Source organism: Amycolatopsis sp. NPDC051071, from assembly GCF_040682875.1.
In the GTDB taxonomy this organism is placed as follows: domain Bacteria; phylum Actinomycetota; class Actinomycetes; order Mycobacteriales; family Pseudonocardiaceae; genus Amycolatopsis.
In genome coordinates, this window is the sequence record NZ_JBFBBY010000020.1 from 13,580 (window position 1) to 35,635 (window position 22,056).

Sequence of the window (22,056 nt, forward strand, 5' to 3'; positions counted from 1 at the left end):
CGTGGGTATCGGCGGATCCAGGTTTCCGCTGGGCGTGTGGCCGGAAGGTTCTCGTACCGGGTTGTACTCGGGTCTTTCGGCCGTACGTCCAGGGGGAAGCTGGGCCGTCGAGACCCCGAAGGACCTCCGAAACCGACCACTAAGGCACGGCGGGAGCTTCGCCCTCTCGCAGGCTGGTGCCAGGGGCCAGCCGCTGGACGGCGTCCTCCATATGGGCTTCCAGCAGCGAGAGCACGGTTTCCTCGTCGCCCGCGCGCAGCGCCTCGATGATCCGGGTGTGTTCGGCGACGCGTTCCTCGACCCGCTGATAGGTCCCTTGCAACGCGGTCAGGCACATGCGGGTCTCGATGAGCAGGGTCCGTGCCATCCGCACGAGCCGTTTGCTGCCGGAGGCGTCGATCAGCGCCTCGTGGAACCGGAGGTCCGCCCAGGAGAGCGCGGTCGGATCGTCGTCGTCGGCGGCGACGGCCATGGCCCCCACGGCTTCTTCGAGTACGGCGGCGACCTTCTCCCGGTCGCCGCGCAGCGCTCGCAGCATCGCGGCGCGCTCGATGGCCGAGCGCGCCGAATAGATGTCGTAGACGTCGCCGGGTTCGAGGTCGATCACGAACAGCCCGCGGTGGCGCTCGCTGCGCAGGAGCCCCTCGGAGACGAGATGCTGCATCGCCTCCCTCAGCGGTCCCCGCGAGACTTGGAACCGGGAAGCCAGCTCGGTTTCACCGAGCTGGGTGCCGGGAGGAAGAGCGCCGGTCATGATCGCGTCCCGCAGCTGGCGCGCGATGATCCCGGCGGTCGACTCCCGGCTGACCGGTTCGATATCCGGCAAGGACATGGTTCAGTTGCCTCTCTTACCGAACAGCGCGCCCAGTGTGCGGACGAGCGGGGACTTCCCGGTGAGCCGCAGGCCCTCCCAGACGGTGACCTGATTGGCGGTCAGCACCGGCTTGCCGAGGCGGGATTCGAGGGTGTTGATCTCGCCGAGCGTCCGCATGGCGGTGTCGGGGACGAGCAGTGCGTCGGCGTCCGGGTGGTCGCGGCTCACCGCGAGCGCGATGACGGCTTCCGGGCTGAGCCGGCCGACCTCGGCGGCGGTGTCGATATCCGAGCTGCCCATCGAGACGACTTCGATCCCGCCCGCGCCGAGGAACTCGACGAACAACCGGGCGACGTCGTCCGGGTAGCTGGCGGCGACCGCGACCCGCCGGACGCCGAGCGCGTGCGCGGCGTGCACGAAGGCGAAGGAGGTGCTCGACGCCGGGACACCGGCGACGGCGGCCAGCCGGTCGGCCTGTTCGCGGGCACCTTCCCAGCCGTAGACGAAGCTGCCGCTGGTGCACGCCCACACCACCGCGTCCGGTTCGTGTTTGGCCAGCAGTGCGGCACCGTCGGCGAGACGGCTTTCGCTGCCGAGGTCGAGGAGTTCGGCCACGGCGTGCAGGTCGGTCCCGTAGATGTGCTCGACCGGAAGTTTGATCCCGGCCATGTCCCCGCCGAGAAGTTGTTCCGCGAGCGGGTAGTCGTCTTCGGCCGCGTGATCGGGGTAGATGAACCCGATCGTCGTCGACTCGGACGGCGGCTCGGGTGGGGTGAGCGGGATGGGCACTGGACCTCCGGAGGAAGATTGTCGACAATCGTAGGGGAGGAGGTCAAGTGACCTCACGGAGCCACTTGCCCGGCCCGACGATCGGCAGGTTCATCCGCCGGAGGCAGGCCCACATCGTGAGCTGGTTCGCGGTGAGGACGGGTTTGCCGAGCGCGCTTTCGAGTGGCTCGATCAGATCGTAGGTGGGGAGGTTGGTGCAGCTGACGAAGATGGCCTCCGCGTCGGCGTGGTCGGCGGCGAGGATGCGTTCGGCGATGGTCCGGTAGCTGACCTTCCAGATGCCGCCGCCGAGGCCGAGGTGGTCGCTCGACACCGTGCGCACGCCGAGTTCGGTCAGGAACTCGTGCAGCTTCCCGGTCAGGTCGCCGTCGTAAGGGGTCAGCACCGAGACCCGGTGGAGGTCGAGCTGGTGCAGGACCTCGGCGAGCGCGCCGGAGGTGGTAACGGCGTCCGGCGCGCCGGCGTCGCAGATCGCCTTGGTCAAGGAGCGTTCGTAGTCCACGCCGTTGACGAAACTGCCGGAGGTGCACAGATACGCGACGACTTCGGGTTCCACGTGGAGCACGTCCCTCGTGGCGGCCGCGAGGTGACGGCTGTCGCTGACGAGCTGGGCCATCTCCATGCTCACGGGGACGGGCTCGTAGGGCGTCCGAGCCAGATGGAGGGACACTTCCATCGGCACCCAGCGCCACAGCTCGCGCTCCAGTGCGAGGTCGAACGGAGCGATCACGCCGATGCCGCGCTGCGCCAACGGGCCGTCGAACTCCAATAAGTCGAAATCCAAGTTTCAGCCTCCGGAGTACTTCTGCTGTCACAGGTCCGGTGCTCCGGGGGTCGTTCCTCGGATTGTTGACAATCATACGAGCCACTTTTACGGTGTCAACGTGATCGCTTCGGAGACCCCTGTGCTGGCGGTGCTCTGCGGAGACGCACGCCCACCGGATATGCGCGCTATCGAAGCCGAAGCGGTGGTTCGTTACACCGACGAGGCCGGGCTGGCCGATGCGTTATCCGGAGCCGACGCGCTCTTCGTCTACGATTTCCTCTCGACGGCCGTTCCTGGTGCCTGGCACGGCGCCGACGGGCTGCGCTGGCTCCATATCGCCAGCGCGGGCGTCGATCCGGTGCTCTTCCCCGGGCTGCGGGACAGCGACGTCGTGCTCACCAATTCGCGCGGGGTGTTCGACGGGGCGATCGCCGAGTACGTGCTCGGCGTCGTGCTCACGTTCGCCAAGGACTTCGTCCGTTCGTGGGAACTTCAGCGAGAGACGCGCTGGAAGCATCGGGAGAGTGAACGGATCTCCGGTCGCCGGGTGCTCGTGGTCGGCACCGGGCCGATCGGCCGGTCGATCGCGCGGATGCTGCGGGCCGCCGGGATGTCGGTGGCAGGCGTCGGGCGGCGTTCTCGTGAGGACGATCCCGACTTCGGCGACGTGTACGCGTCCTCCGACCTGGCACGCCATCTCCCCGAAGCGGACTACGTCGTCGCGGTCGCGCCTCTGACCGAGCAGACGAAGGGCATGTTCGACGCCGAGACGTTCGCCGCGATGAAGTCCGGCGCCCGGTTCGTCAACGTGGGCCGCGGTGAACTGGTGGTGACCTCCGACCTCGTCGCGGCGCTGCGGGACGGGCCGGTCGGCGGTGCGGCGCTCGACGTCTTCGACACCGAGCCGCTGCCGTCCGATAGTCCTTTGTGGACAATGGAGAACGTGCTGATCTCGCCACATATGTCGGGCGACTTCATCGGCTGGCGCACTACTCTGGTAGAGGTGTTCGCGGACAACTTCCGTCGCTGGCGCGCGGGGGAGCCGCTGCGCAACGTCGTGGACAAGCAGCTCGGGTACGTACCGTCGGAGACGCTTCGCCAAGGTTAGGGACCGGATGAACGACATCAAGTTGACCGCTAGCGAACTCGTCGCCGCGTATGCCACCGGAGAGTTCTCACCCGTCGAGGCGACTCAGAACGCGTTGCGCGTCGTCGAGGAACGCGACGGTGACGTCAACGCCTACTGCCTGGTCGACGCCGAACGCGCGATGGACCAGGCCAAGGCGTCGGAGATCCGGTGGCGTGACGGCAATCCGATCGGCTGGCTCGACGGGGTCCCCGCCTCGATCAAGGACATGTTCCTCACCCAGGGCTGGCCGACGTTGCGTGGTTCGCGGTGCATCGACCCCGATCAGCCGTGGGACGTCGACAGCCCGGTCACCGCGCGGCTGCGGGAAAACGGCCTGGTGCTGCTGGGAAAGACCACGACGCCGGAACTCGCGTGGAAGGGCGTCACCGACAACACGCTGACCGGGATCACACGCAATCCACATGACCTGTCGACGACGGCCGGCGGTTCCAGTGGCGGCAGCGCGGCGGCTGTCGCGGCCGGGATGGGTGAGCTGTCCGTCGGGACCGATGGCGGCGGTTCGATCCGGATTCCGGCTTCGTTCTGCGGGATCGTCGGACTCAAGCCGACGCATGGCCGGATCCCGCTGTTCCCGGCGAGTCCGTTCGGGCCGCTTTCGCACGCCGGGCCGATGGCGCGTTCGGTGGACGACACCGCGCTGCTCCTCGATGTTCTCGCGTTGCCCGACTACCGCGACCCCGCCGCGCTCGCCCCGCCTGTCGCGACTTACCGCGAAGCCGTCCGACGCGACGTACGGGGGCTGAACGTCGCTTACTCGCCGACGCTCGGTTACGTCGATGTCGACCCCGAGGTCGCGGCGATCGTCAAAGCCGCCGTCCAGTCGCTGGGGGACGCGGGACTGCACATCGAAGAGACGGACCCCGGATTCACCGACCCCAAGGACGCCTTCGACATCCTCTGGTCGACGGGGGCGGCCAAGTGGCTGGACGCCTTCCCCGCCGGTTCGGACGAGAAGGTCGACCCAGGACTGCGCAAGGTGTGGGAGTTCGGCAAGACCTTCTCCGCGAGCGACTACCTCGGCGCGAACGCCGAACGCGCCGCGCTGGGCATCCTGATGGGTGAGTTCCACACGCGCTACGACGTGCTGATCACGCCGACCGTACCGATTCCCGCCTTCGAAGCCGGGCACGAGGTGCCGCCGGGCAGCGGGCTGAGCGGGTGGCCGGACTGGACGCCGTTCACCTACCCGTTCAACATGACGCAGCAGCCCGCCATCAGCGTGCCGGCGGGCCGCACGTCCAACGGGCTCCCGGTGGGGCTGCAGATCGTCGGCCCCCGGCACTCCGACGACCTGGTCCTCGCCGTCGCGAAGCTCCTCGAAGAGGTCCGTCCCTGGCCGTGACCTGCGGAAAGATAGCAAGGGACCTTTGCTATCACTTTTCGGTCAGTGGTGCGGGGCGTGCGTCTTGCGGACCAGGCCCCGCACTTCGGAGCTGCACAGCGCGAGCAAGGTGGTCGCCACGACCAGCACGGCACACGCGAGCAACGTGGCGCTGACGCCGAAGTGCTGGGCCAGCGGTCCCGCCGCCATCTGCCCGAGCGGCAGCGCGATGAAGGAACCGAGCATGTCGTAGGAATAGACGCGCGCGAGTTTCTCCTCCGGCACGTTCTCCTGCAGCGACACGTCCCAGGCCACCACGAACTGCTCGACCGCCATCCCGGAGACGAACATCGCCGCGAGCAGCAGCGGCAGCCAGGGTGCCTGGCCGAGGAGGATCAGCGGCGGTGCTTCGAGCACGATCACCGCGACGCCGACGAACAGCGCGCGCCGCGGTTGCCATCGCGCGACGAGGATCCCGCCGACCAGTGAGCCGATCGTCTGGGCCGCGAGGGCGAATCCCCAGCCAGAGCGCCCGAAGGTGCCATCGGCGACGAGCGGGCCCAGCACCGCGATTCCGCCGGCGAGGACGGCGTTCACCACCATGAACTCCGACGACCACGACCCAGACCCAGGTCCGCGACCGGAACTCGCGCCAGCCTTCGGCGAGTTCCGCCAGCGGGCGGCTCCCGGCGGTTGAGGCGGATCCGCCGGTAGGACAGGGCGGAGCCAAGGAACAGCAGCGCGTTCCCGGCCAGTGCCCAGCCTGGGCCGACCGCGGACACGAGGATCCCGCCGAGTCCGGCGCCCGCGATCCGGCCGGAGTTCGAGAACAGTCTGCCCAGCGCGTTGGCCTGCGTCAGCAGGACGGCGGGCACCGTCAACGGCGTGAGTGACGCCGACGCGGGTGTGGAGATCGCGGCCACCGCGCCGTTGACCACGCTGAACGCGACCAGCAGCGGGATCGACGCGAATCCACAAAGGACGCTCGCCGCGATGGTCGCCTGGGTCAGCGTGGCGGCGGCTTCGGTGCCCTGCAGGATCACCGAGCGCGGCAGCCGGTCCGCGAGGACGCCCCCGAACAGCAACAACAGCACACTCGCCACCGAACGGGCGCCGACGACGATGCCGATGTCCACCGCCGAGCCGGTCAGGTCGATGACCGCGAACGCCAGCGCGAGTGGCGCCACGGCGTTGCCGAACTCCCCGAATGTGCGACCGGCCACGAGCCCGCGGAAATTGTGGTGGCGCAGGGGTGCGCGCAGCGCCGTCACGGCTTCGTCATCTCGAACAACGAGACGGTCGCGTTGACCGGGATCGTGCCGCGGGTGCGAGGCGGTTGTGCGGCCTCGTGCAGGAGCCTGCCCAATTCCCGCGCGTGCCCGAGTGCCTTCTCCCAGGTCTCGCGGTCGACCCACAGTTCGGCGTCGGTCGTCTCGCCGCGCTTGCCGACGGCGCGGAAGTCGCTGCGGCGCTTGAGTTCTTCGGCCATCGTCAAAACGAGTTCCTGCGGTTTTTCGGTGCTGAACCGTGAACCGGACTCCGGATCGTGCCGGTACCGTTTCGCCATCCCGCCCCGGATCCGGACCTCTTCGGCGACGTCCAGCAGTCCGGCCTCGTGCAGCCGCCGCAGGTGATAGCTGATATTCGCCTGTGTCTCACCGAGTTCGCGCGCGGCTTCGGCCGCGCTCATCGCGGCACCGGTCAAAAGCGACAGAATGCGCAGCCGCACCGGATGGGCGAGGACACGAAGTTCGTCGAGCTCGGGGGATGCGGGCATGGCGCAAAGTATCGACTGCCGAGACGCCAACCACCAAACAGTTATTTGGGGGTTTCGTTGGCCGGGAGATCCGGTGCGAAGATCCGATGCCTGTGCTCTGCTGGAGTCATGCGTACGACCACATTGGGCAGGAGCGGTCTCGAGGTGTCGAGGATCGCCTTCGGCACCTGGCAGCTCGGCGGGGACTGGGGCTCGTTCGACGAGGACGCGGCGATCGGCGCCATCCGCCACGCGCGCGAACTCGGGGTCAACTTCTTCGACACCGCACAGGCTTACGGCTTCGGGAAGTCCGAGGCGATGCTCGGGAAGGCACTGCGCGAGGAGCTCAAGCGCGACCGCGACGCTCTCGTCATCGCCACCAAGGGCGGCATCAAGCCGCGGTCCGAACGGCCTCGCGATTCCCGGCGCGAGTGGCTGACACAGGGCATCGAAGACAGCCTTCGCTTCCTCGACATCGACCATATCGACCTCTACCAGATCCACTGGCCCGACTCGGACGCTCCGGCCGAGGAGACCGCGGGGATCCTGCAGGAATTCGTCGATGCCGGGAAGATCCGGCATGTCGGCGTCTCCAACTACGACGCCGCGCAACTCGCGGCCTTCGACAGGACCCGGCCCGTCGAAACCCTGCAGCCGCCGTACCATTTGTTCCGCCGTCAGATCGAGACCGGCCCGCTGCCGTACGCGCGGGACAACGACATCGGCGTGCTGGTCTACAGCCCGCTGGGCAGCGGCTTGCTGACCGGATCCTTCACGCCGGAGACGACGTTCGAGAAGACCGACTGGCGTTCCCGGTCGTCGGCGTTCACCGGCGAGAGCTTCCGCCGCAACCTCGGCGTCGTCGGCAAGCTGAAGGATTTCGCCGCGGGCAAAGGGATCTCGGTCAGTCAGCTCGCGATCGCGTGGACGCTCGCGCGGCCGGGCGTCCACGTCGCGATCGTGGGCGCGCGCAAGGCGGCCAACATCGAGGCCAGCCTCGCCGCGGCCGATATCGACTTGACGGCAGAGGATCTCGCCGAGATCGACCACCTCACCGCCGACGCCGTCCCGGTAGCGGGCGCCAGTCCCGAAGGCGTCGCTTAGTGGTCGGTTTCGGAGGTCCTTCGGGGTTTCGACGGCCCAGCTTCCCGCTGGACGTACGGCCGAAAGGTCCGAGTACAAACCCGTACGAGGACCTTCCGGCCGCACGCCCAGCGGAAACCTGGATCCGCCGATACCCACGAAGGACTTCCGAAACCAACCACTTAAAGCTTGAACTCCGTGCCGTCCGCGGGAAGCGAGGCGCCGCCGTCCAGTACGGCGTCGTGCTCGGGTGACGACGGGTCGACGACCGGATTCGTGTTGTTCAGATGCGTGTAGGCCCACCGCGGGCCCGGCCGGATCCTCGCGAGACTGCCGGTGATCGGCAGATGCCCCATCGCCAGCTGCGCGCCGTCCCCGACCTCGGCATCGGTGGCATCCGACATCTCGTCCGGCGCGTAGAAGGTCCCGTCCAGCAGCACGAGATCCGCGCCGTCGGTGAACGAGTCGAACCCGTCCGGCCAGCTCTTCAGGCAGGGCGCGTAGACGAGGACACCGCCGGTCCGGACGTCTTCGATCCGGTACGCCACCACCCAAGGACCGTCCTCAGTGGACGAACGTGCGTACTTCGGCCGTTTGTCGCTCACCGGGAGCACGCTCACCCGAAGTCCGTCGATGGTGATCTCCGACGCCGGAAGCCAGTCCCAGCCACCGTAGCCGTCGATGATCGACCGCGCCGGGAACTGCTCCGCCAACGCGTGGAGCACCGCGTCCGGAGCCCATACCGGAAGCCCGCCCGCCTCCCGTAACAGGAGCAGGCCGAGCGAGTGGTCGAGTTCGGCGTCGGTGAGCAGCACCCCACGCAGCGGGATCTCCCTCGGCCCTGGCCCGGCTCGGAGCGCTGGCGTGGCGAGGATCTGCGCTCGGATGTCGGGGGAGGCGTTGAGTAAGTACCAGTTCTCACCGTCCGCGCTCACCGCGACGCAGTCCTGGGTTCGCGGCGGAGAGTCCGAAGTGCACAGTGCGCAGGCGCAGTTCCATTGCGGGAAACCACCACCGGCGGCGGTGCCGAGCAGGATCACCCTCATCGCGGCGCTCGCATCACGAGTTCGTCCGTTTTCGAAGGCGTGGCGAGGATGAGGTCGACGACGTCGCGCCGCGGCGAACGTGAGCACACCGGATCCGTCGCGGCGGCGTCGCCGGTGAGCTGGAACGCCTGGCAGCGGCAGCCGCCGAAGTCGAGTGAACGCCTGTCGCAGGTGCGGCAGGTGTCCGACATCCAGTCCTCACCGCGATAAGCGTTGAAGGAAGCCGATTCGTACCAGATCCACGCCAGCGGTTTGTCCCGGACGTTGTCGAACTCCAGTGTCTCGATCGCGGTCGACGCGGGACACGGCAGCACGCTCCCGTCGGGCGCCACGGTCAGTTGCCGCGCGCCCCAGCCGTACATGCACGGCTTCGGATATGGCTCGTAGTAGTCGGCGACGACGTAGATGATCTCCATGGTGCCGCGCAGCCGTTCGGTGGCCGCGCGCACGATCGGCTCGGCTTCGGCGAGCTGTTCCCGCGTCGGCATCAGGGCGTCGCGGTTCCGCAGGGCCCAGCCGTAGTACTGCGTATTGGCCAGTTCGAGCCGGTCGGCGCCCATCTCCTCGGCCAGCGCGATGATCCCGGCCAGCTGGTCGTGATTCCGCCGGTGCAGCACGACGTTCACCGAAAGCGGCAGCCCGGCCTTCCTGATCAGCTCGGCGACCACCAGTTTGCGGTCGTGCGCCCGCGCACCCGCCAGCAGGTCCGCGCGTTGTGCCGTCGCACCTTGGACGGAAAGCTGGATATGCGCGATACCGCGCTCGACGAGATCGTCCAAACGGGACTCGGTGAGCCCGAGACCGGACGTCACCAGGTTGGCGTAACAGCCCAGTTTCGTCGCGTGCTCGACCAGGATGGGCAGATCCGGCCGGGCGAGTGGTTCACCGCCGGACATGTGCACTTGGAGCACACCCAGTTCCCGCGCTTGCGAGAGCACGGAAAGCCATTCCTCTGTGGACAGTTCGCCGTCTCGGGTGATCAGCTCGACCGGATTCGAGCAGTACGGGCAGTGCAGCGGGCAGCGATGAGTCAGTTCGGCCAGCATACCCAGCGGCGGGGCCGCGGTGGAGGTGTTCAGGTCCATTCGACGATCCACCGATCTCCCAGCCGGGACAGGACGTCCAGGATCTCTTCTTCGCGAACGCCCGCATATCGTTCGCGTAATAACGCGGCGATCGCCGTCACGTCCGCGACGCCGTCGCACAACGAGAGTACGGCGGCCGCCGTCGGATTCGGGACGAGCACGCCTTCGGGGAACAGGAGAACGTGCGTTTCCCTGGTCTGGTCATAGCTCAGCCGGACACCACGCCGCAGCCGCGGCACGGATCCGGTGGTGATGGTGGCCATCGCTACTCCTTGGCCGCGGTGCGCTCGATGGCGTCGAGCATGGACCAGAGCACGTCGGTCTTGAACGACAGCGCGGCGATCGCCTTCTCCTGCTGTTCGCGGGTGACGGCGTGCCGTACGACGATGTCGAGGGTTCCCTTGCCTTCACCCGAAACCTTGTCGATGCGATTGGTGAAATAGGCGAGGTCCTCCTTGGCGATCCACGAGTAGTTCGCGAGCATGTCGGCGACGCGCCGCTGCATGAGGTGGCCGGCGAACATTTCGGTCAGCCCTGAAGCGACCGCCTCCAGCCAGGGTTTCGTGCGGGCGAAGCCGACATAGGCGTCGACGGCGAACCGAACGCCGGGTGCGACGTGCCGCTGATCGAGAACTTCTTCGCGGTCCAGCCCGACAGCCGCGCATAAACGGAGCCACCGCTCGGCTCCGCCGTCCCCGGCTTTCGCCCCGTCGTGATAGACGATGCGGTCCAGCCATTCCCGGCGTATTTCGGGCAGCGGGCAGTTGCTGATGATCGCCGCGTCCTTCTGCGGGAGCACGCATTGGTAGTACCAGCGGTTCGCGGCCCAGATCTTCAGTTCGTACTCGGAGAGTTCGCCGGCGTGCATCCGGTGGTGGAACGGATGCGTTCCCCAGTACCGGTGCGAAAGTCCGCGCAGGGCAGCGGTGAATTCCGACGAGGACATCGGCGCGGCAAGAGAGGGAAGAGACACTGTGCTGCCTCCAACGTCGGAGGGGTTTCGCTGATCGGGACGGCGGCGCGGTGGTGGGGAACCCGTCCCCACCACCGGGATGGAAGTCACTCCTCCATGCGGGCCGCGTAAGCGGTAACCTCCATGGGAGTTTCGTACTCGACGAAGTCGGGCGTCGTCCACACCTCGATGGGTTCGATCATTTCGCTCTCCTCGCATCGCTGACGTACCTCCCCGGTTCGTCCACATGGGAACGAACCGGGCCGAGCACCGTCACCCTAGAAGCGGGCCTCCGATTCTGACCAGACGTAAGGACGAGTTCGCGGAAGATTTCGTAAGGATTCCTACCTATGGGCGATCGAGCGGTCCAAGTCGTCACGCTCGGCGCACACAACGGTTAAAGGCCAGTGCTTTCCATAGCCCGTCCAGTGGTGCCTGGTTCGTCCTATGGTGTGTTTGTATCCAACTCGACAGGGGTATAGCTGAAGGAGGCGTCCCATGTCCTTACGTCGTACTCTCGCCACCACGTTCGCCGTCGCGACGGCCGTTTCGATCGCGGCCGGACCGGCCGCGGCCGCCGAAGCGCCGTCCGTCCAGGCGATCAAACAGATCGCGAGCGGCCTCAACCAGGCCTGGTCGATCGACTTCCTACCCGACGGTACCGGCCTCTTCACGCAGAAGGACGCCAAGACGATCAGCAAGATCGACAAGGCGGGCAAGGTCACCACGGTGCAGACCATCCCGGGGGTGAGCGTCACCGCGGAGGCAGGCCTGCTCGGCATCGCCGTCTCGCCGAATTACGCCACCGACCAGACGGTCTTCATCTACTACACGACCAGTTCCGACAACCGCATCGCCAAGCTGAAGCTCGGTCAGGCGCCGACGCCGATCGTCACCGGTATCCCGCGCGGCGCGCAGTACCACCACGGCGGGCGGATCAGGTTCGGCCCTGATGGCTATCTGTACGCGGGCACCGGTGACGGCCAGAACGGCGCCAACGCGCAGAACAAGAACTCCCTCGGCGGCAAGGTTCTGCGCGTCACCACCGACGGCGCGGCCGCGCCCGGCAACCCGTTCAACAGCCGGGTCTACTCCTATGGCCACCGCAACGTCCAGGGTCTGACCTGGGTGAACGGCCAGCTGTACAACTCCGACATCGGTAACAACAAGCTCGACGAGCTGAACAAGATCGAGCCGGGTAAGAACTACGGCTGGCCGACCTGCGAGGGCCCGTGCACCACGGCGGGGATGACCAACCCGGTCAAGGCGTGGCCGACGTCCTCGGCGACGCCGAGCGGGCTGGCGGCCTACAAGGGCTCGCTGTACATGGCCGCGCTCAAGGGCGGCACCTACAAGCTCGACCTGAACGGCAACGGTGGCAAGCTCTGGACCAACCTCGGCCGCACCCGTGACGCCGTCGCCGGTCCCGACGGTCAGCTCTACACGATCACCCCTGGCGCCATCTACGTCTCCGACGGCAGCTAACCCCCTGCGCGTTTAGTCCTCTGGTTGCGGTCCTTGCGTGTGCAACTACCGCAACCAGAGGACTAAACGCGCAGGGGTTAGCTGCGCGCGAGAGAAGCAGCGTGTTCGAGTTCGGCCAGTGCGGTGTCCAGGTGGACGAGGATGCGCTGCAGATGCGGCACACTCCGTCGGCAGCCGGTGATGCCGAAGTCCAGATCGCCCCCGTTGCTGGTCAGCGTGATGTTCAGCGCCTGCCCGTCGAGCAGCACCGACGCCGGGTAGATGCCGTCGAGTGACGCGCCGTTCCAGTACATCTGCTTACGTGGCCCCGGCACGTTCGAGATCACCAGGTTGAACGGCGGCCTCGTGTTGTTCACGAAACCGGGGATCGGCGAGATGCCGAGCTGGGCGACGTTGATCCCCGACAGCAGCAGTGTCTGCAACGGGGTCAGCTCCGAGAACAGTTTCTTCCCGTTGCGCATGGACGCGTTGATCGTCGCGAGCCGCGCGGCCGGGTCGGTCAGATGAGTGGCGAGGTTGCACAGCAGCGCACCGATGTTGTTGCCCGCCGCGTCACCGCTGTCCTTACGCCGCAAGGAAACCGGGACCATCGCGATCAGCGGCGCGTCGGGCAGCGCGCTCTGTTCGATCAGGTAGTCCCGCAACGCGCCCGAGCACATCGCGAGGACGACGTCGTTGCGTGACACCCCGGCCGCGGTGGCCACTTTGCGGACGCGGTCGAGCGACCACGACTGCGCGGCGAACCGTCGCGCCCCGCCGATCGGCACGTTCAGCATCGTCTTCGGCGCCTGCGACGGCAGCGTGAGGGTGTGTTCCTGGAACGCTTCCCGCGCCACCTTCACCGCGGCGGGTGCGATGCCGGCGAGCTGGTTGACCGTCTTCCCCATCGTCTGAAACACCGAGGGGGTCGCCTTGCCGTTGCGGCCGCCGTCGGGTTTGGGCCGGGAACCCCACGGCGGCGGGCAGTCGAGGTCATCCGGGTCATCCGACAGCGTTCCCTGCAGATGCCGCAAAGCCGAGACGCCGTCCATCAGCGCGTGGTGGATCTTGCTGTAGATCGCGAACCGGCCGTCCTGCAAGCCCTCCACCAGGTGGATTTCCCACAGTGGACGGTGCCTGTCGAGCAGTGTGCCGTGCCAGCGCCCGGTCAGTTCCAGCAGTTCGCGGATCCGGCCGGGCTGGGGCAGCGCCGAATGCCGGAAATGGTAGTCGAGTTCGAGATCGTTGTCGGTCGCCCAGGCGATATGCCCGGCGGTGTTGACCGGCCGGGCGGGACGGCGCCGGAACACCGGGCGCATGTTGTCGGAATCGAGTAGTTTCCGGCGGATGTCTCGCAGGTAGTCGGGTCCGGCGTCCTCGGGTTTCTTGAACAGCTGAAGTCCGCCGACGTGCATCGGATGTTCGCGCGTCTCCACGAGAAGGAACATCGAGTCGGTCACGGGCATCAACGGCATCGTGGGACCACCTTCCGCGCGGCGGCGTGCGAGCACGCCGGGTGCGAGAGTCTACGCACACCGCAACCACCTTCTCACGCTTTAGGGTGACTGACATGACGATCCCGACCGATCCGGAGACGGGCGAGTTCCGTCGGTCCGGAAACCATTTCGACGCGCGTATCACCGCCGACGGCCGTGACGGCTGGCCGGTCGAGGCGGGAAGGTACCGGCTTGTGGTGAACCGGGCGTGTCCATGGGCGAGCCGAGGGCTGGTCGTCCGGCGGCTGCTCGGCCTGGAGCCCGCGCTGAGCGTGGCCGTGACCGACCCGATCCAGGACGACAAGAGCTGGCGGTTCACCCTCGATCCCGATGGCCGGGACCCGGTGCTCGGCATCAAGTACCTCGCCGAGGCCTATCACGCCGCCGACCCGCACTATCTGGGCGGGATCAGCGTTCCGGCCATTGTGGACATTCCGAGTGGACGGCTCGTCAGCAACGACTACCCGCGGATCACACTCGATTTTTCCACCGAATGGACCAGTCTTCACCGGTCCGGTGCCCCTGACCTCTATCCCGAGCGGCTACGCGACGAGATCGACGACGTCAACGTGGGTGTCTACGCCGACGTCAACGCCGCTGTGTACCAAGCCGGTTTCGCGAGCAAACAGGCCGCGTACGACGACGCCTATACCCGGCTCTTCGCCATGCTGGACGTGCTTTCCGAACGTCTGGAGAAGCAGCGTTACCTCGTCGGTGACACGATCACCGAAGCGGACATCCGGTTGTTCACCACGCTCGTCCGTTTCGACGCGGTTTATCACGGGCATTTCAAGTGCAATCGGCACAAACTGACCGAAATGCCGGTGCTGTGGGCTTATACCCGTGACCTCTTCCAAACGCCGGGATTCGGTGACACCGTCGACTTCGACCACATCAAGCGGCACTACCACGCGGTGCACGAGCAGGTGAACCCGACGCGGATCGTCCCGCTCGGCCCGGACCCGTCCGGCTGGGCGGTGCCGCATCACCGCGAGCAACTGGGCGGGCGCCCGTTCGGCGACGGTACGCCGCCGGGGCCGCCGCCTGAGGACGAACGGATCGGGGACACGGATGGAGCCACTTCCTGAACAGGCCGGCATCGTCGTCATCGGCGGCGGCATCATCGGGGTCAGCTGCGCGTACCGGCTCGCCGCCGCCGGCGCCTCCGTGCTCCTGCTCGAACGGGACGGCCTCGGCGCGGGTTCGACGGCGAAGGCGGCAGGCGGGATCCGCTCGTCGTTCACCACCAGGGTCAACATCGAGATCGGCCTGCGTGGGCTGGCCGAGTACGCCTCCTTCGCCGAGACGTACGGCGCCGAGATCGACTTCCGCCGCGACGGCTACCTGTACCTGGTCACCGACCCGGCGGACCTGCCGGAGTTCGAACGCTGCGTCGCACTGCAGAACTCCTACGGCGTCCGCAGCAGGCTTGTCGAACCGGCCGAGGCGCGGCGGCTCTCCCCGCTGATCGACAGCGAGGGCGTGGTAGCGGCACTGTGGTCGCCGGACGACGCGAAAGCCACCCCGGACGCCGCGGTCCAGGGCTACGCGCGAGCGGCCCGCCGTCACGGCGCGGTGCTGAGAACCGGTGTCGAGGTCGTCGGGATCGAACGGGACGGCGACGAGATCACCGGCGTCCGGACAGACGACGGTTTCGTCCGCACGACGGCCGTGGTCTGCGCGGCGGGTGCCTGGTCGGGCCGGATCGGCGAGTTCGCCGACGTCGACCTGCCGGTGCGGCCGTTCCGGCGGCAGGTCGTGTTCACCGGTCCGGTCAAGGGCCTGCCCGAATCCGTGCCGCTGACCATCGAGATGCCCTCGGCGTTCTACTTTCACCGTGAGGGCCTCGGCCTGGCGATGTCCTTCTGCGACGGCGACGGCGATCCCGGTTTCGACACCCGCTACCAGCCGGGCGACTGGCTGCCGAAGCTGGCCGAGATCGCCGCGCGGCGGGTGCCCGCGGTACTCGGCGCGGGGATCCGCGGCGGCTGGGCCGGGCTGTACGAGGTCACGCCCGACCGCAACCAGATCGTGGGGGAAAGTGTGCAGGTGTCGCGGTTCTTCTACGCGACGGGCTTTTCGGGGCACGGATTCCAGATGGGCCCGGCCGTGGGGGAGCTCGTGCGGGACCTGTACCTGGGGCGGGTGCCGGCCATCGACATCACCGAACTCGACGTCCGGCGGTTCGCCGGCGATCGGGCCGTGAGCAGGGAGCACAACATTGTCTGAGGAGTTCATCGAGGTCACCACCGAGGCGGAGCTGCGTGAGATCCTGCCGCCGCCGAGCCGGCGGAACGCGGACAAGTCGCGGCCGAAACTGCACGAGCTGGACCGGCGATGGCTCGCGGAGTCACCGTTCGTCCTGATCGCGACGTCGGCGGCGGACGGCACCTGCGACGTCTCGCCGAAGGGCGATCCGGCCGGGTTCACGCTGGTATTGGATGACACGCGGATCGCCATCCCGGAGCGGCCGGGTAACCGGCGTGCCGACGGTTTCCACAACGTGCTGTCGAATCCGCACGTCGGGTTGATCTACCTCATTCCCGGCCGGGGTGACACGCTGCGGATCAACGGCCGGGCACGGCTGGTGCGGGAGGCGCCGTTCTTCGACGACATGGTCGTGAACGGGAACCGGCCGAAGCTCGCGCTGGTCGTCGACATCGACGAGATCTTCCACCACTGCCAGAAGGCTTTTATGCGGTCGAAGCTCTGGGCTCCCGAGACGTGGACGCCCGAGGCCGTGCCGTCCCGCGCGGCCATCACCAAGACCTTCGAGCGGCCGGAAGAGAGTATGGCGGACCTGGAGTCCTACTACGAGCCAAGCAGGTACGCGGCCGGTCTGTACTGACCTGTTTGAGCATGCGAGATCCGTTTCTATCACTCACGAGCCAGTTGGTCACGGTTGCTGGATCGTTGAACGATCTGGCACTATCGGCGGGGTGCCTTCACCCACCGGAGCCCAGCATCTGGCCGACGCGCTGACCGCTCTGGGGACCGAAGTCGTCTTCGGTCTCCCCGGGGTGCACAACCTGCCGTTATGGGAGGCGCTGGCCGATACGGACATCCGGCTCATCGGGGTCCGGCACGAGCAGACGGCGGGGTACGCGGCCGACGGTTACGCCCGCGCGACCGGGAAGCTCGGGGTCGCGCTGGTGACCACCGGGCCCGGCGCGGCGAATACGCTCGCCGCGGTCGGCGAGGCGATGGCGTCGGCCGCGCCCATTCTGATCATCGCGACCGACATCCCGTCGACCCTGCGGCGTCCCGGCGTTGTCCGGGGCGTGCTGCACGAGACCTCCGATCAGCAGGCGATGTTCGCGCCGGTCACCAAGGCCGGGTTCACCGTCACCAGCGCCGACCAGGTCGCCGCCACGCTCCACCGCGCCGCCCGGCTCGCGCTCCAGCCGCAGAGCGGGCCGGTGTACCTCGGCGTCCCCACCGACTTCCTTTCGGAGCGGACACCCGCCCGTCGTCCGCCGAGGTCGCATGCCCGGCCGCCCGAGATCCCGGACCTGTCCGAGGCCGAGGCGCTGCTGGCCACCGCCGAGCGGCCGCTGATCTGGGCCGGTGGCGGCGCGCTGCGTGCCGAGGCGGGCGAGGCGATCGGCAAACTCGCGGAACGGCTGGCCGCGCCGGTCCTCACCACGTTCGGCGCGCGTGGCCTCCTGTCTGTCGACCATCCTTGTCTCGCGCCGAATCCAGTGCACGCGCCCGAAGTCGGCGCCCTGTGGGACGAGGCCGACGTCGTCCTCGCCATCGGTACCGACTTCGACGGGCTGATGACGCAGAACTGGCTGATGCCGCAGCCGAAGAAGCTCATCGCGATCAACGTCGACCCGGACGACGCGGCCAAGAACTACCCGCCGGACATCACGCTGGTCGGTGACGCCCGCGTGCTCACCGAGGCGCTCAAAGTCGAGGAACGGCCCGGTATCGCGGCGCTCGTCGGCAGGCTCGCCAAAGTCTCCGCGCGGGTCCGGCAGCGGATCAAGGAAGAGGAACCGCAGGCCTTCGACCTTCTGTCCACTTTGGACGAGGTGCTGCCGCGGAACGCCGTCGTGGTCGCGGACATGTGTGTGGCAGGCTACTGGATCGGCGGCTTCCACCGCGTCCGCGCCCCGCGCAAACTGGCTTACCCGATGGGCTGGGGCACCCTCGGCTACGGCTTCCCGGCGGCACTCGGCGCAGGCGCGGCGGAGACCGGGCGGGCGATCTGCGTCATCGGCGACGGCGGATTCCTGTTCGGCGTCGGCGATCTCGCCACCCTGGCGCAGGAACAGCTGCCGGTGACGGTGATCATCGTCGACGACGGCGGCTACGGAATGCTCCGCTACGACCAGGACCGTGCCGGGCTACCACGTCGCGGCGTCGACTGGGACAGCCCTGATTTCGTCGGCCTCGCCCGCTCCTTCGGGGTGCACGCGGACCGCGTCTCCGGGTTCGGACGCGCGTTCCGGCGGCTGCTCGGGGAGTTCGTCGAGTCCGACGAGCCGAACGTGCTGGTCGTCCGCGCGAAGATGACGCCGCCACTCAACACCTCACCGCGTTGGTACCGCAAGGAATCTTCGTGACGGGGCTCCGCGTCGGCGTGGACATCGGTGGCACGTTCACCGATGTCTGCGTACTCGACGAGACCGGTGTCGTCGCCGTCGGCAAAGTACTGACGACGCACGACGAGCCCGCCCGCGCGGTCGAAGAAGGTCTGAAAAGGACACTCGCGGACGCCGGGCTGGACGCGGCCGATGTCGAGCAGTTCGTGCACGGCACCACGCTGGTCACGAACGCGTTGATCGAGCGCAAGGGCTCGCGTACCGCGTTGCTGGCCACCGCCGGTTTCCGTGACGTGCTGGAGATGCGCCGCGAGCACCGGTACGAGTTGTACGACCTGCTCATCGAACTGCCGGTACCGCTGGTGCCACGTCACCTCCGCTTCGACGTCCCCGAAAGGATCCTCGCCGACGGAACCGTCCACATCAGACTGGACGAGGACTACGTGGCACGTCTCGGGCGCGAGCTCGACGCACGCGGGATCGACGCGGTGGCGATCTGCTTTCTCCATGCTTTCACCAATCCGGCGCATGAACGCCGGGCGGCCGAGGTGCTCAAGGACGTCGCACCGCGGTTGCGGGTCGCGCTGTCGGGCGAGGTCGTCCCGGAGATCCGCGAGTTCGAACGCACGTCGACCACGGTCGCATGCGTCTACGTCCAGGACCTCACCGAGCGCTATCTGCGTGATCTGGAACGACGCCTGCACGAGGCCGGTGTGCGGCCGTCGCCGCACATCATGCTGTCCAACGGTGGCATCGCGACCGTCGACACCGCCGCGCGTTACCCGATCCGCCTCCTCGAATCCGGCCCGGCCGGTGGGGCGCTGGCCGCGTCCGCCGTCGGCTCCGCGGCCGGGATCGAGGATCTGCTGGCCTTCGACATGGGCGGTACCACGGCGAAACTCTGCCTGATCTCCGGTGGCGCGCCACTGGTGACGCACGAGTTCGAAGTGGACCGGAAGTACCGGCTGCTGCCGGGTTCCGGGCTGCCGGTCAAGGTCCCGGTCACCGACATGATCGAGATCGGTGTCGGTGGCGGCTCCCTCGCCCGGATCGACGCGCTCGGCCTGCTCACCGTCGGCCCGGATTCGGCCGGTTCCGAACCAGGGCCGGTTTGTTACGGCCGCGGCGGCACCGAGCCGACCGTGACCGACGCCGACCTCGTGCTCGGCTACCTCGACCCCGGTTATTTTCTCGGCGGGGGAATGACTTTGGACGTGGAGGGAGCGCGTGAGGCGATCCGGTCGAAGATCGCCGAACCACTCGGCGTCAGCGTCGAAGAGGCCGCTTGGGGTATCCACACCAGCGTCAACGAGGACATGGCCAACGCCGCCCGCGTGCACGCCGTCGAACGCGGCAAGGATCCGGCCAAGCTGCCGATGTTCACCTTCGGCGGCGCCGGACCGGTGCACGGTGTCGGTGTCGCACGCGCGCTCGGCGCACCCGAGGTGGTCGCGCCACCGGCCGCCGGAGTGCTGAGCGCGGCGGGGTTCCTCACCGCGCCCTTGGCCTTCGACTTCGTGCGCTCGGCGCGTGCGGCGGTGCTCGACCTCTCTTGGGAGCAGGTCGACGCGCTGTTCGCGGAGATGGAGGCCGAGGGCACGGAATTGCTCGAAAAGTCCGGTGTGGACAGTGCGAAGGTGACGCATCGCCGCGTCGCCGAGATGCGGTACTCCGGTCAGGGGTACGAGATCCGCGTGCCGGTCGAGCCGGGTGCCTGGCCGGACTCACTGGTCGACGCGTTCACCGAGACCTATCGGTCGCTGTATCAGCGAACCGGGCCGGACGTGGCGATCGAGGTGCTGAACTGGCGGGTCGTCTCCAGCGGTCCGGCACCCGAGGTCACACTGAAGCTCACCGCCGTCGAGACCGAAGGTGAAGCACGCAAGGGGAGTCGTCCGGCTTACTTCCCTTCGGTAGGTGGATTTGTCGACACGGCCGTGTTCGATCGGTACCGGCTCCGGGCTTCCGATCGCGTCGAAGGCCCGGCCATCGTCGAGGAACGCGAGTCCACTGTGGTCATTCCGCCGGGTGCTCGATGCGTGGTCGGCGAAGACGCCAGTCTGGTGGTGACGGTATGAGTGTCGACCCGATTCTGGTCGGAGTGCTGGGAAACCGGTTGCACTCGATACTGGCCGAACAGCAGAACGCGCTTGTCAACACGGCGTTCTCGTCCGTGGTCCGGGAATCGCTCGACCTCGCCTGCGCGGTGTTCGACTCGCGTGGCGAGATGATCGGCCAGTCCGTCGGCGGGACCCCTGGCCACATCAACGCGATGGCGACCGGGATGCATCACTTCGTCGCCGCGTATCCGCCGGGGAAACTGGAACCGGGTGACGTCCTGCTCACCAACGATCCGTGGCAGACGGCCGGGCAGATCAACGACATCACCGTGGCCACACCGGTGTTCCTGCGGGGACGGCTGGTCGCGTGGTTTGCTTCCTGTTGCCACGCCCCGGATATCGGCGGGCGGCTGGTCTCGGCCGAGGCCAGCGAGGTCTTCGAGGAGGGCCTGCGCCTGCCCATCATGAAGTTCCTCCGCGCGGGCGAGGTCAACGCGGATCTCGAACTGCTGATCCGCGCGAACGTGCGTACGCCGGAGGAGACCATCGGCGACCTGTACGCGCAGGTCACCGGGAACGAGGTCGGTGCGGCCAGTCTGGTGCGGTTGCTGGAGGAGTTCGAGCTGGACTCACTCGACGACGTCGCCGCCGAGATCATGAACCGCTCCGAGCGTGCTTTGCGGGACGCGCTGGCGAAACTGCCGGACGGTACCTACACCAGCGAGCTGCTGACCGACGGTTTCGACGACGAGGAGGTCGTCCTCAAGGTCACCGTGACCGTCGACGGCGAAGAGATCCACCTCGACTTCGCCGGATCGTCGCCGCAGAGCCGCCGCGGGATCAACGTCGTCCTCAACTACACGCGGGCGTACGCCTCGTTCGCGGTCAAGGCGGCCATTTCCCCGGAAGTGCCGCACAACGCGGGCTCGTTCCGGCCGGTGCACGTCACCGCGCCCGAAGGTTCGGTGCTCAACTGCACGCCACCCGCGCCGGTCGCGTCACGGCATCTGATCGGGCATTTCCTGCCGTCATTGCTGATCAGCGCGTTGTACGAGGCGCTACCGGGTAACGCCTTGGCGCACAGCGCGGACGCGTTGTGGATGACGATCTGGCGCGGAGCCGATGCCTCGGGTGCCGAATTCATGCTCAACGTCTTCCAGACCGGGGGAATCGGGGCACGGGCCACCAAGGACGGTCTCAGTACCACCGGATTCCCCAGCGGGCTGCGATCGACACCGACCGAAGTCATCGAGACGATGGCGCCACTGGTGCAGCGCGAGCGGGTGCTGCGAGTGGATTCCGGTGGCGCAGGGCGTCGGCGCGGCGGCCTCGGCCAGCGTACGGCGATGGCCGCACGCGGCGAGATTTCGTGGAGTGTCAACGGGAACGTCGATCGGGTGCTTCGACCGGCGTCCGGTGTGGACTCGGGGCATGATGGGGCCGCGGGCCGGTTCGGGCTCGCCGGGGGAACCGGCCTGCCGTCGAAGAGCCGGGTGAACCTGCGGCCGGACGACGTCGTGGACGTGATCCTGCCGGGTGGCGGCGGGTACGGCGACCCGTTCGAACGCGAACTAGAGGCCGTGCTCGCCGACGTCGTCGACGGTTACGTTTCCGTCGAAGCCGCGCGCGAACTGTACGGCGTCGAGGTCACCTACCACGGAAAGCCCGGCGCCCTTGTCCGGCTGCCGGAGGACTACACGGCTGTTTTGTCGAGAGGGAGATAG

General features: G+C 67.7%; 20 protein-coding genes and 1 pseudogene. 10 read left to right on the plus strand and 11 right to left on the minus strand.

The window, feature by feature from the left end:
* Positions 1 to 139: 139 nt before the first annotated feature.
* From AB0M65_RS09945 to AB0M65_RS09955, 3 genes are read right to left on the minus strand one after another with little or no spacing between them, the layout of a single operon-like run.
* On the minus strand, positions 140 to 832 hold the full coding sequence (locus AB0M65_RS09945; RefSeq protein WP_364024275.1) for a GntR family transcriptional regulator: 693 nt from the start codon (positions 830 to 832) through the stop codon (positions 140 to 142).
* Positions 833 to 835: 3 nt separating this feature from the next.
* Positions 836 to 1,603 (minus strand): maleate cis-trans isomerase, encoded by a 768-nt coding sequence (locus AB0M65_RS09950; protein ID WP_364024278.1) that lies wholly within the window; start codon positions 1,601 to 1,603, stop codon positions 836 to 838.
* A 43-nt stretch (positions 1,604 to 1,646) separates the two neighbouring features.
* Positions 1,647 to 2,387, minus strand: coding sequence for an Asp/Glu/hydantoin racemase (locus AB0M65_RS09955; protein ID WP_364024281.1), 741 nt, complete (start codon positions 2,385 to 2,387; stop codon positions 1,647 to 1,649).
* Between the two features lie 100 nt (positions 2,388 to 2,487).
* Here AB0M65_RS09955 and AB0M65_RS09960 point away from each other — a divergent pair, with 100 nt between their 5' ends.
* Both AB0M65_RS09960 and AB0M65_RS09965 read left to right on the plus strand, forming a co-directional pair.
* Entirely contained in the window at positions 2,488 to 3,477 is a 990-nt protein-coding gene (locus AB0M65_RS09960; RefSeq protein ID WP_364024284.1) for a D-2-hydroxyacid dehydrogenase, read from the plus strand.
* A gap of 7 nt (positions 3,478 to 3,484) precedes the next feature.
* Positions 3,485 to 4,861: an amidase gene (locus tag AB0M65_RS09965; RefSeq protein WP_364024287.1), complete on the plus strand. Its 1,377-nt coding sequence runs from the start codon at positions 3,485 to 3,487 to the stop codon at positions 4,859 to 4,861.
* A 42-nt stretch (positions 4,862 to 4,903) separates the two neighbouring features.
* Here the strand turns inward: AB0M65_RS09965 and AB0M65_RS09970 are convergent.
* Positions 4,904 to 6,111, minus strand: a pseudogene (locus AB0M65_RS09970) (MFS transporter).
* The gene (locus tag AB0M65_RS09975; protein ID WP_364024289.1) at positions 6,108 to 6,617 is read right to left on the minus strand and encodes a helix-turn-helix domain-containing protein; all 510 of its coding nucleotides are present in this window, start codon (positions 6,615 to 6,617) and stop codon (positions 6,108 to 6,110) included. Before AB0M65_RS09975 ends, AB0M65_RS09970 begins: the two are co-directional and overlap by 4 nt.
* A gap of 108 nt (positions 6,618 to 6,725) precedes the next feature.
* On the opposite strand from AB0M65_RS09975, the gene AB0M65_RS09980 reads away from it, so the two are divergent.
* Positions 6,726 to 7,700 carry an aldo/keto reductase gene (locus AB0M65_RS09980; protein ID WP_364024292.1) on the plus strand — a complete coding sequence of 325 codons (975 nt, stop codon included), beginning with the start codon at positions 6,726 to 6,728 and terminating at the stop codon, positions 7,698 to 7,700.
* A gap of 161 nt (positions 7,701 to 7,861) precedes the next feature.
* Here the strand turns inward: AB0M65_RS09980 and pqqB are convergent, their stop codons facing one another.
* The 5 genes from pqqB to pqqA all read right to left on the minus strand — a co-directional run bounded on the left by pqqB (position 7,862) and on the right by pqqA (position 10,965).
* The gene (pqqB, locus tag AB0M65_RS09985; RefSeq protein ID WP_364024295.1) at positions 7,862 to 8,725 is read right to left on the minus strand and encodes a pyrroloquinoline quinone biosynthesis protein PqqB; all 864 of its coding nucleotides are present in this window, start codon (positions 8,723 to 8,725) and stop codon (positions 7,862 to 7,864) included.
* Positions 8,722 to 9,810, minus strand: a complete 1,089-nt coding sequence (gene pqqE, locus AB0M65_RS09990; protein WP_364024298.1) for a pyrroloquinoline quinone biosynthesis protein PqqE — start codon at positions 9,808 to 9,810, stop codon at positions 8,722 to 8,724. Before pqqE ends, pqqB begins: the two co-directional genes overlap by 4 nt.
* A complete protein-coding gene (gene pqqD / locus AB0M65_RS09995; protein ID WP_364024301.1) occupies positions 9,801 to 10,073 on the minus strand; it encodes a pyrroloquinoline quinone biosynthesis peptide chaperone PqqD in 273 nt (90 codons plus the stop codon). The genes pqqE and pqqD overlap by 10 nt, the downstream gene beginning before the upstream one ends.
* A 2-nt stretch (positions 10,074 to 10,075) precedes the next feature.
* Positions 10,076 to 10,756 (minus strand): pyrroloquinoline-quinone synthase PqqC, encoded by a 681-nt coding sequence (pqqC, locus tag AB0M65_RS10000; protein WP_364024439.1) that lies wholly within the window; start codon positions 10,754 to 10,756, stop codon positions 10,076 to 10,078.
* A 113-nt stretch (positions 10,757 to 10,869) separates the two neighbouring features.
* Entirely contained in the window at positions 10,870 to 10,965 is a 96-nt protein-coding gene (gene pqqA / locus AB0M65_RS10005; RefSeq protein ID WP_364024304.1) for a pyrroloquinoline quinone precursor peptide PqqA, read from the minus strand.
* Positions 10,966 to 11,260: 295 nt separating this feature from the next.
* Between pqqA and AB0M65_RS10010 the strand changes: the two genes are divergently transcribed.
* Positions 11,261 to 12,247: a PQQ-dependent sugar dehydrogenase gene (locus AB0M65_RS10010; RefSeq protein WP_364024307.1), complete on the plus strand. Its 987-nt coding sequence runs from the start codon at positions 11,261 to 11,263 to the stop codon at positions 12,245 to 12,247.
* A gap of 77 nt (positions 12,248 to 12,324) precedes the next feature.
* Here the strand turns inward: AB0M65_RS10010 and AB0M65_RS10015 are convergent, their stop codons facing one another.
* Complete coding sequence (locus tag AB0M65_RS10015; protein ID WP_364024310.1) at positions 12,325 to 13,701, minus strand: wax ester/triacylglycerol synthase family O-acyltransferase; 1,377 nt, start codon at positions 13,699 to 13,701, stop codon at positions 12,325 to 12,327.
* 95 nt (positions 13,702 to 13,796) lie between these two features.
* Here AB0M65_RS10015 and AB0M65_RS10020 point away from each other — a divergent pair, with 95 nt between their 5' ends.
* The 6 genes from AB0M65_RS10020 to AB0M65_RS10045 all read left to right on the plus strand — a co-directional run bounded on the left by AB0M65_RS10020 (position 13,797) and on the right by AB0M65_RS10045 (position 22,056).
* The gene (locus AB0M65_RS10020) at positions 13,797 to 14,810 is read left to right on the plus strand and encodes a glutathione S-transferase C-terminal domain-containing protein (protein WP_364024312.1); all 1,014 of its coding nucleotides are present in this window, start codon (positions 13,797 to 13,799) and stop codon (positions 14,808 to 14,810) included.
* A complete protein-coding gene (locus tag AB0M65_RS10025) occupies positions 14,794 to 15,951 on the plus strand; it encodes an FAD-binding oxidoreductase (RefSeq protein WP_364024315.1) in 1,158 nt (385 codons plus the stop codon). Before AB0M65_RS10020 ends, AB0M65_RS10025 begins: the two co-directional genes overlap by 17 nt.
* A complete protein-coding gene (locus AB0M65_RS10030) occupies positions 15,944 to 16,570 on the plus strand; it encodes a pyridoxamine 5'-phosphate oxidase family protein (RefSeq protein WP_364024318.1) in 627 nt (208 codons plus the stop codon). Before AB0M65_RS10025 ends, AB0M65_RS10030 begins: the two co-directional genes overlap by 8 nt.
* Positions 16,571 to 16,661: 91 nt before the next feature.
* Positions 16,662 to 18,293 (plus strand): thiamine pyrophosphate-binding protein, encoded by a 1,632-nt coding sequence (locus AB0M65_RS10035; protein ID WP_364024321.1) that lies wholly within the window; start codon positions 16,662 to 16,664, stop codon positions 18,291 to 18,293.
* The gene (locus AB0M65_RS10040; protein ID WP_364024323.1) at positions 18,290 to 20,350 is read left to right on the plus strand and encodes a hydantoinase/oxoprolinase family protein; all 2,061 of its coding nucleotides are present in this window, start codon (positions 18,290 to 18,292) and stop codon (positions 20,348 to 20,350) included. The genes AB0M65_RS10035 and AB0M65_RS10040 overlap by 4 nt, the downstream gene beginning before the upstream one ends.
* Positions 20,347 to 22,056, plus strand: coding sequence for a hydantoinase B/oxoprolinase family protein (locus AB0M65_RS10045; protein WP_364024326.1), 1,710 nt, complete (start codon positions 20,347 to 20,349; stop codon positions 22,054 to 22,056). The genes AB0M65_RS10040 and AB0M65_RS10045 overlap by 4 nt, the downstream gene beginning before the upstream one ends.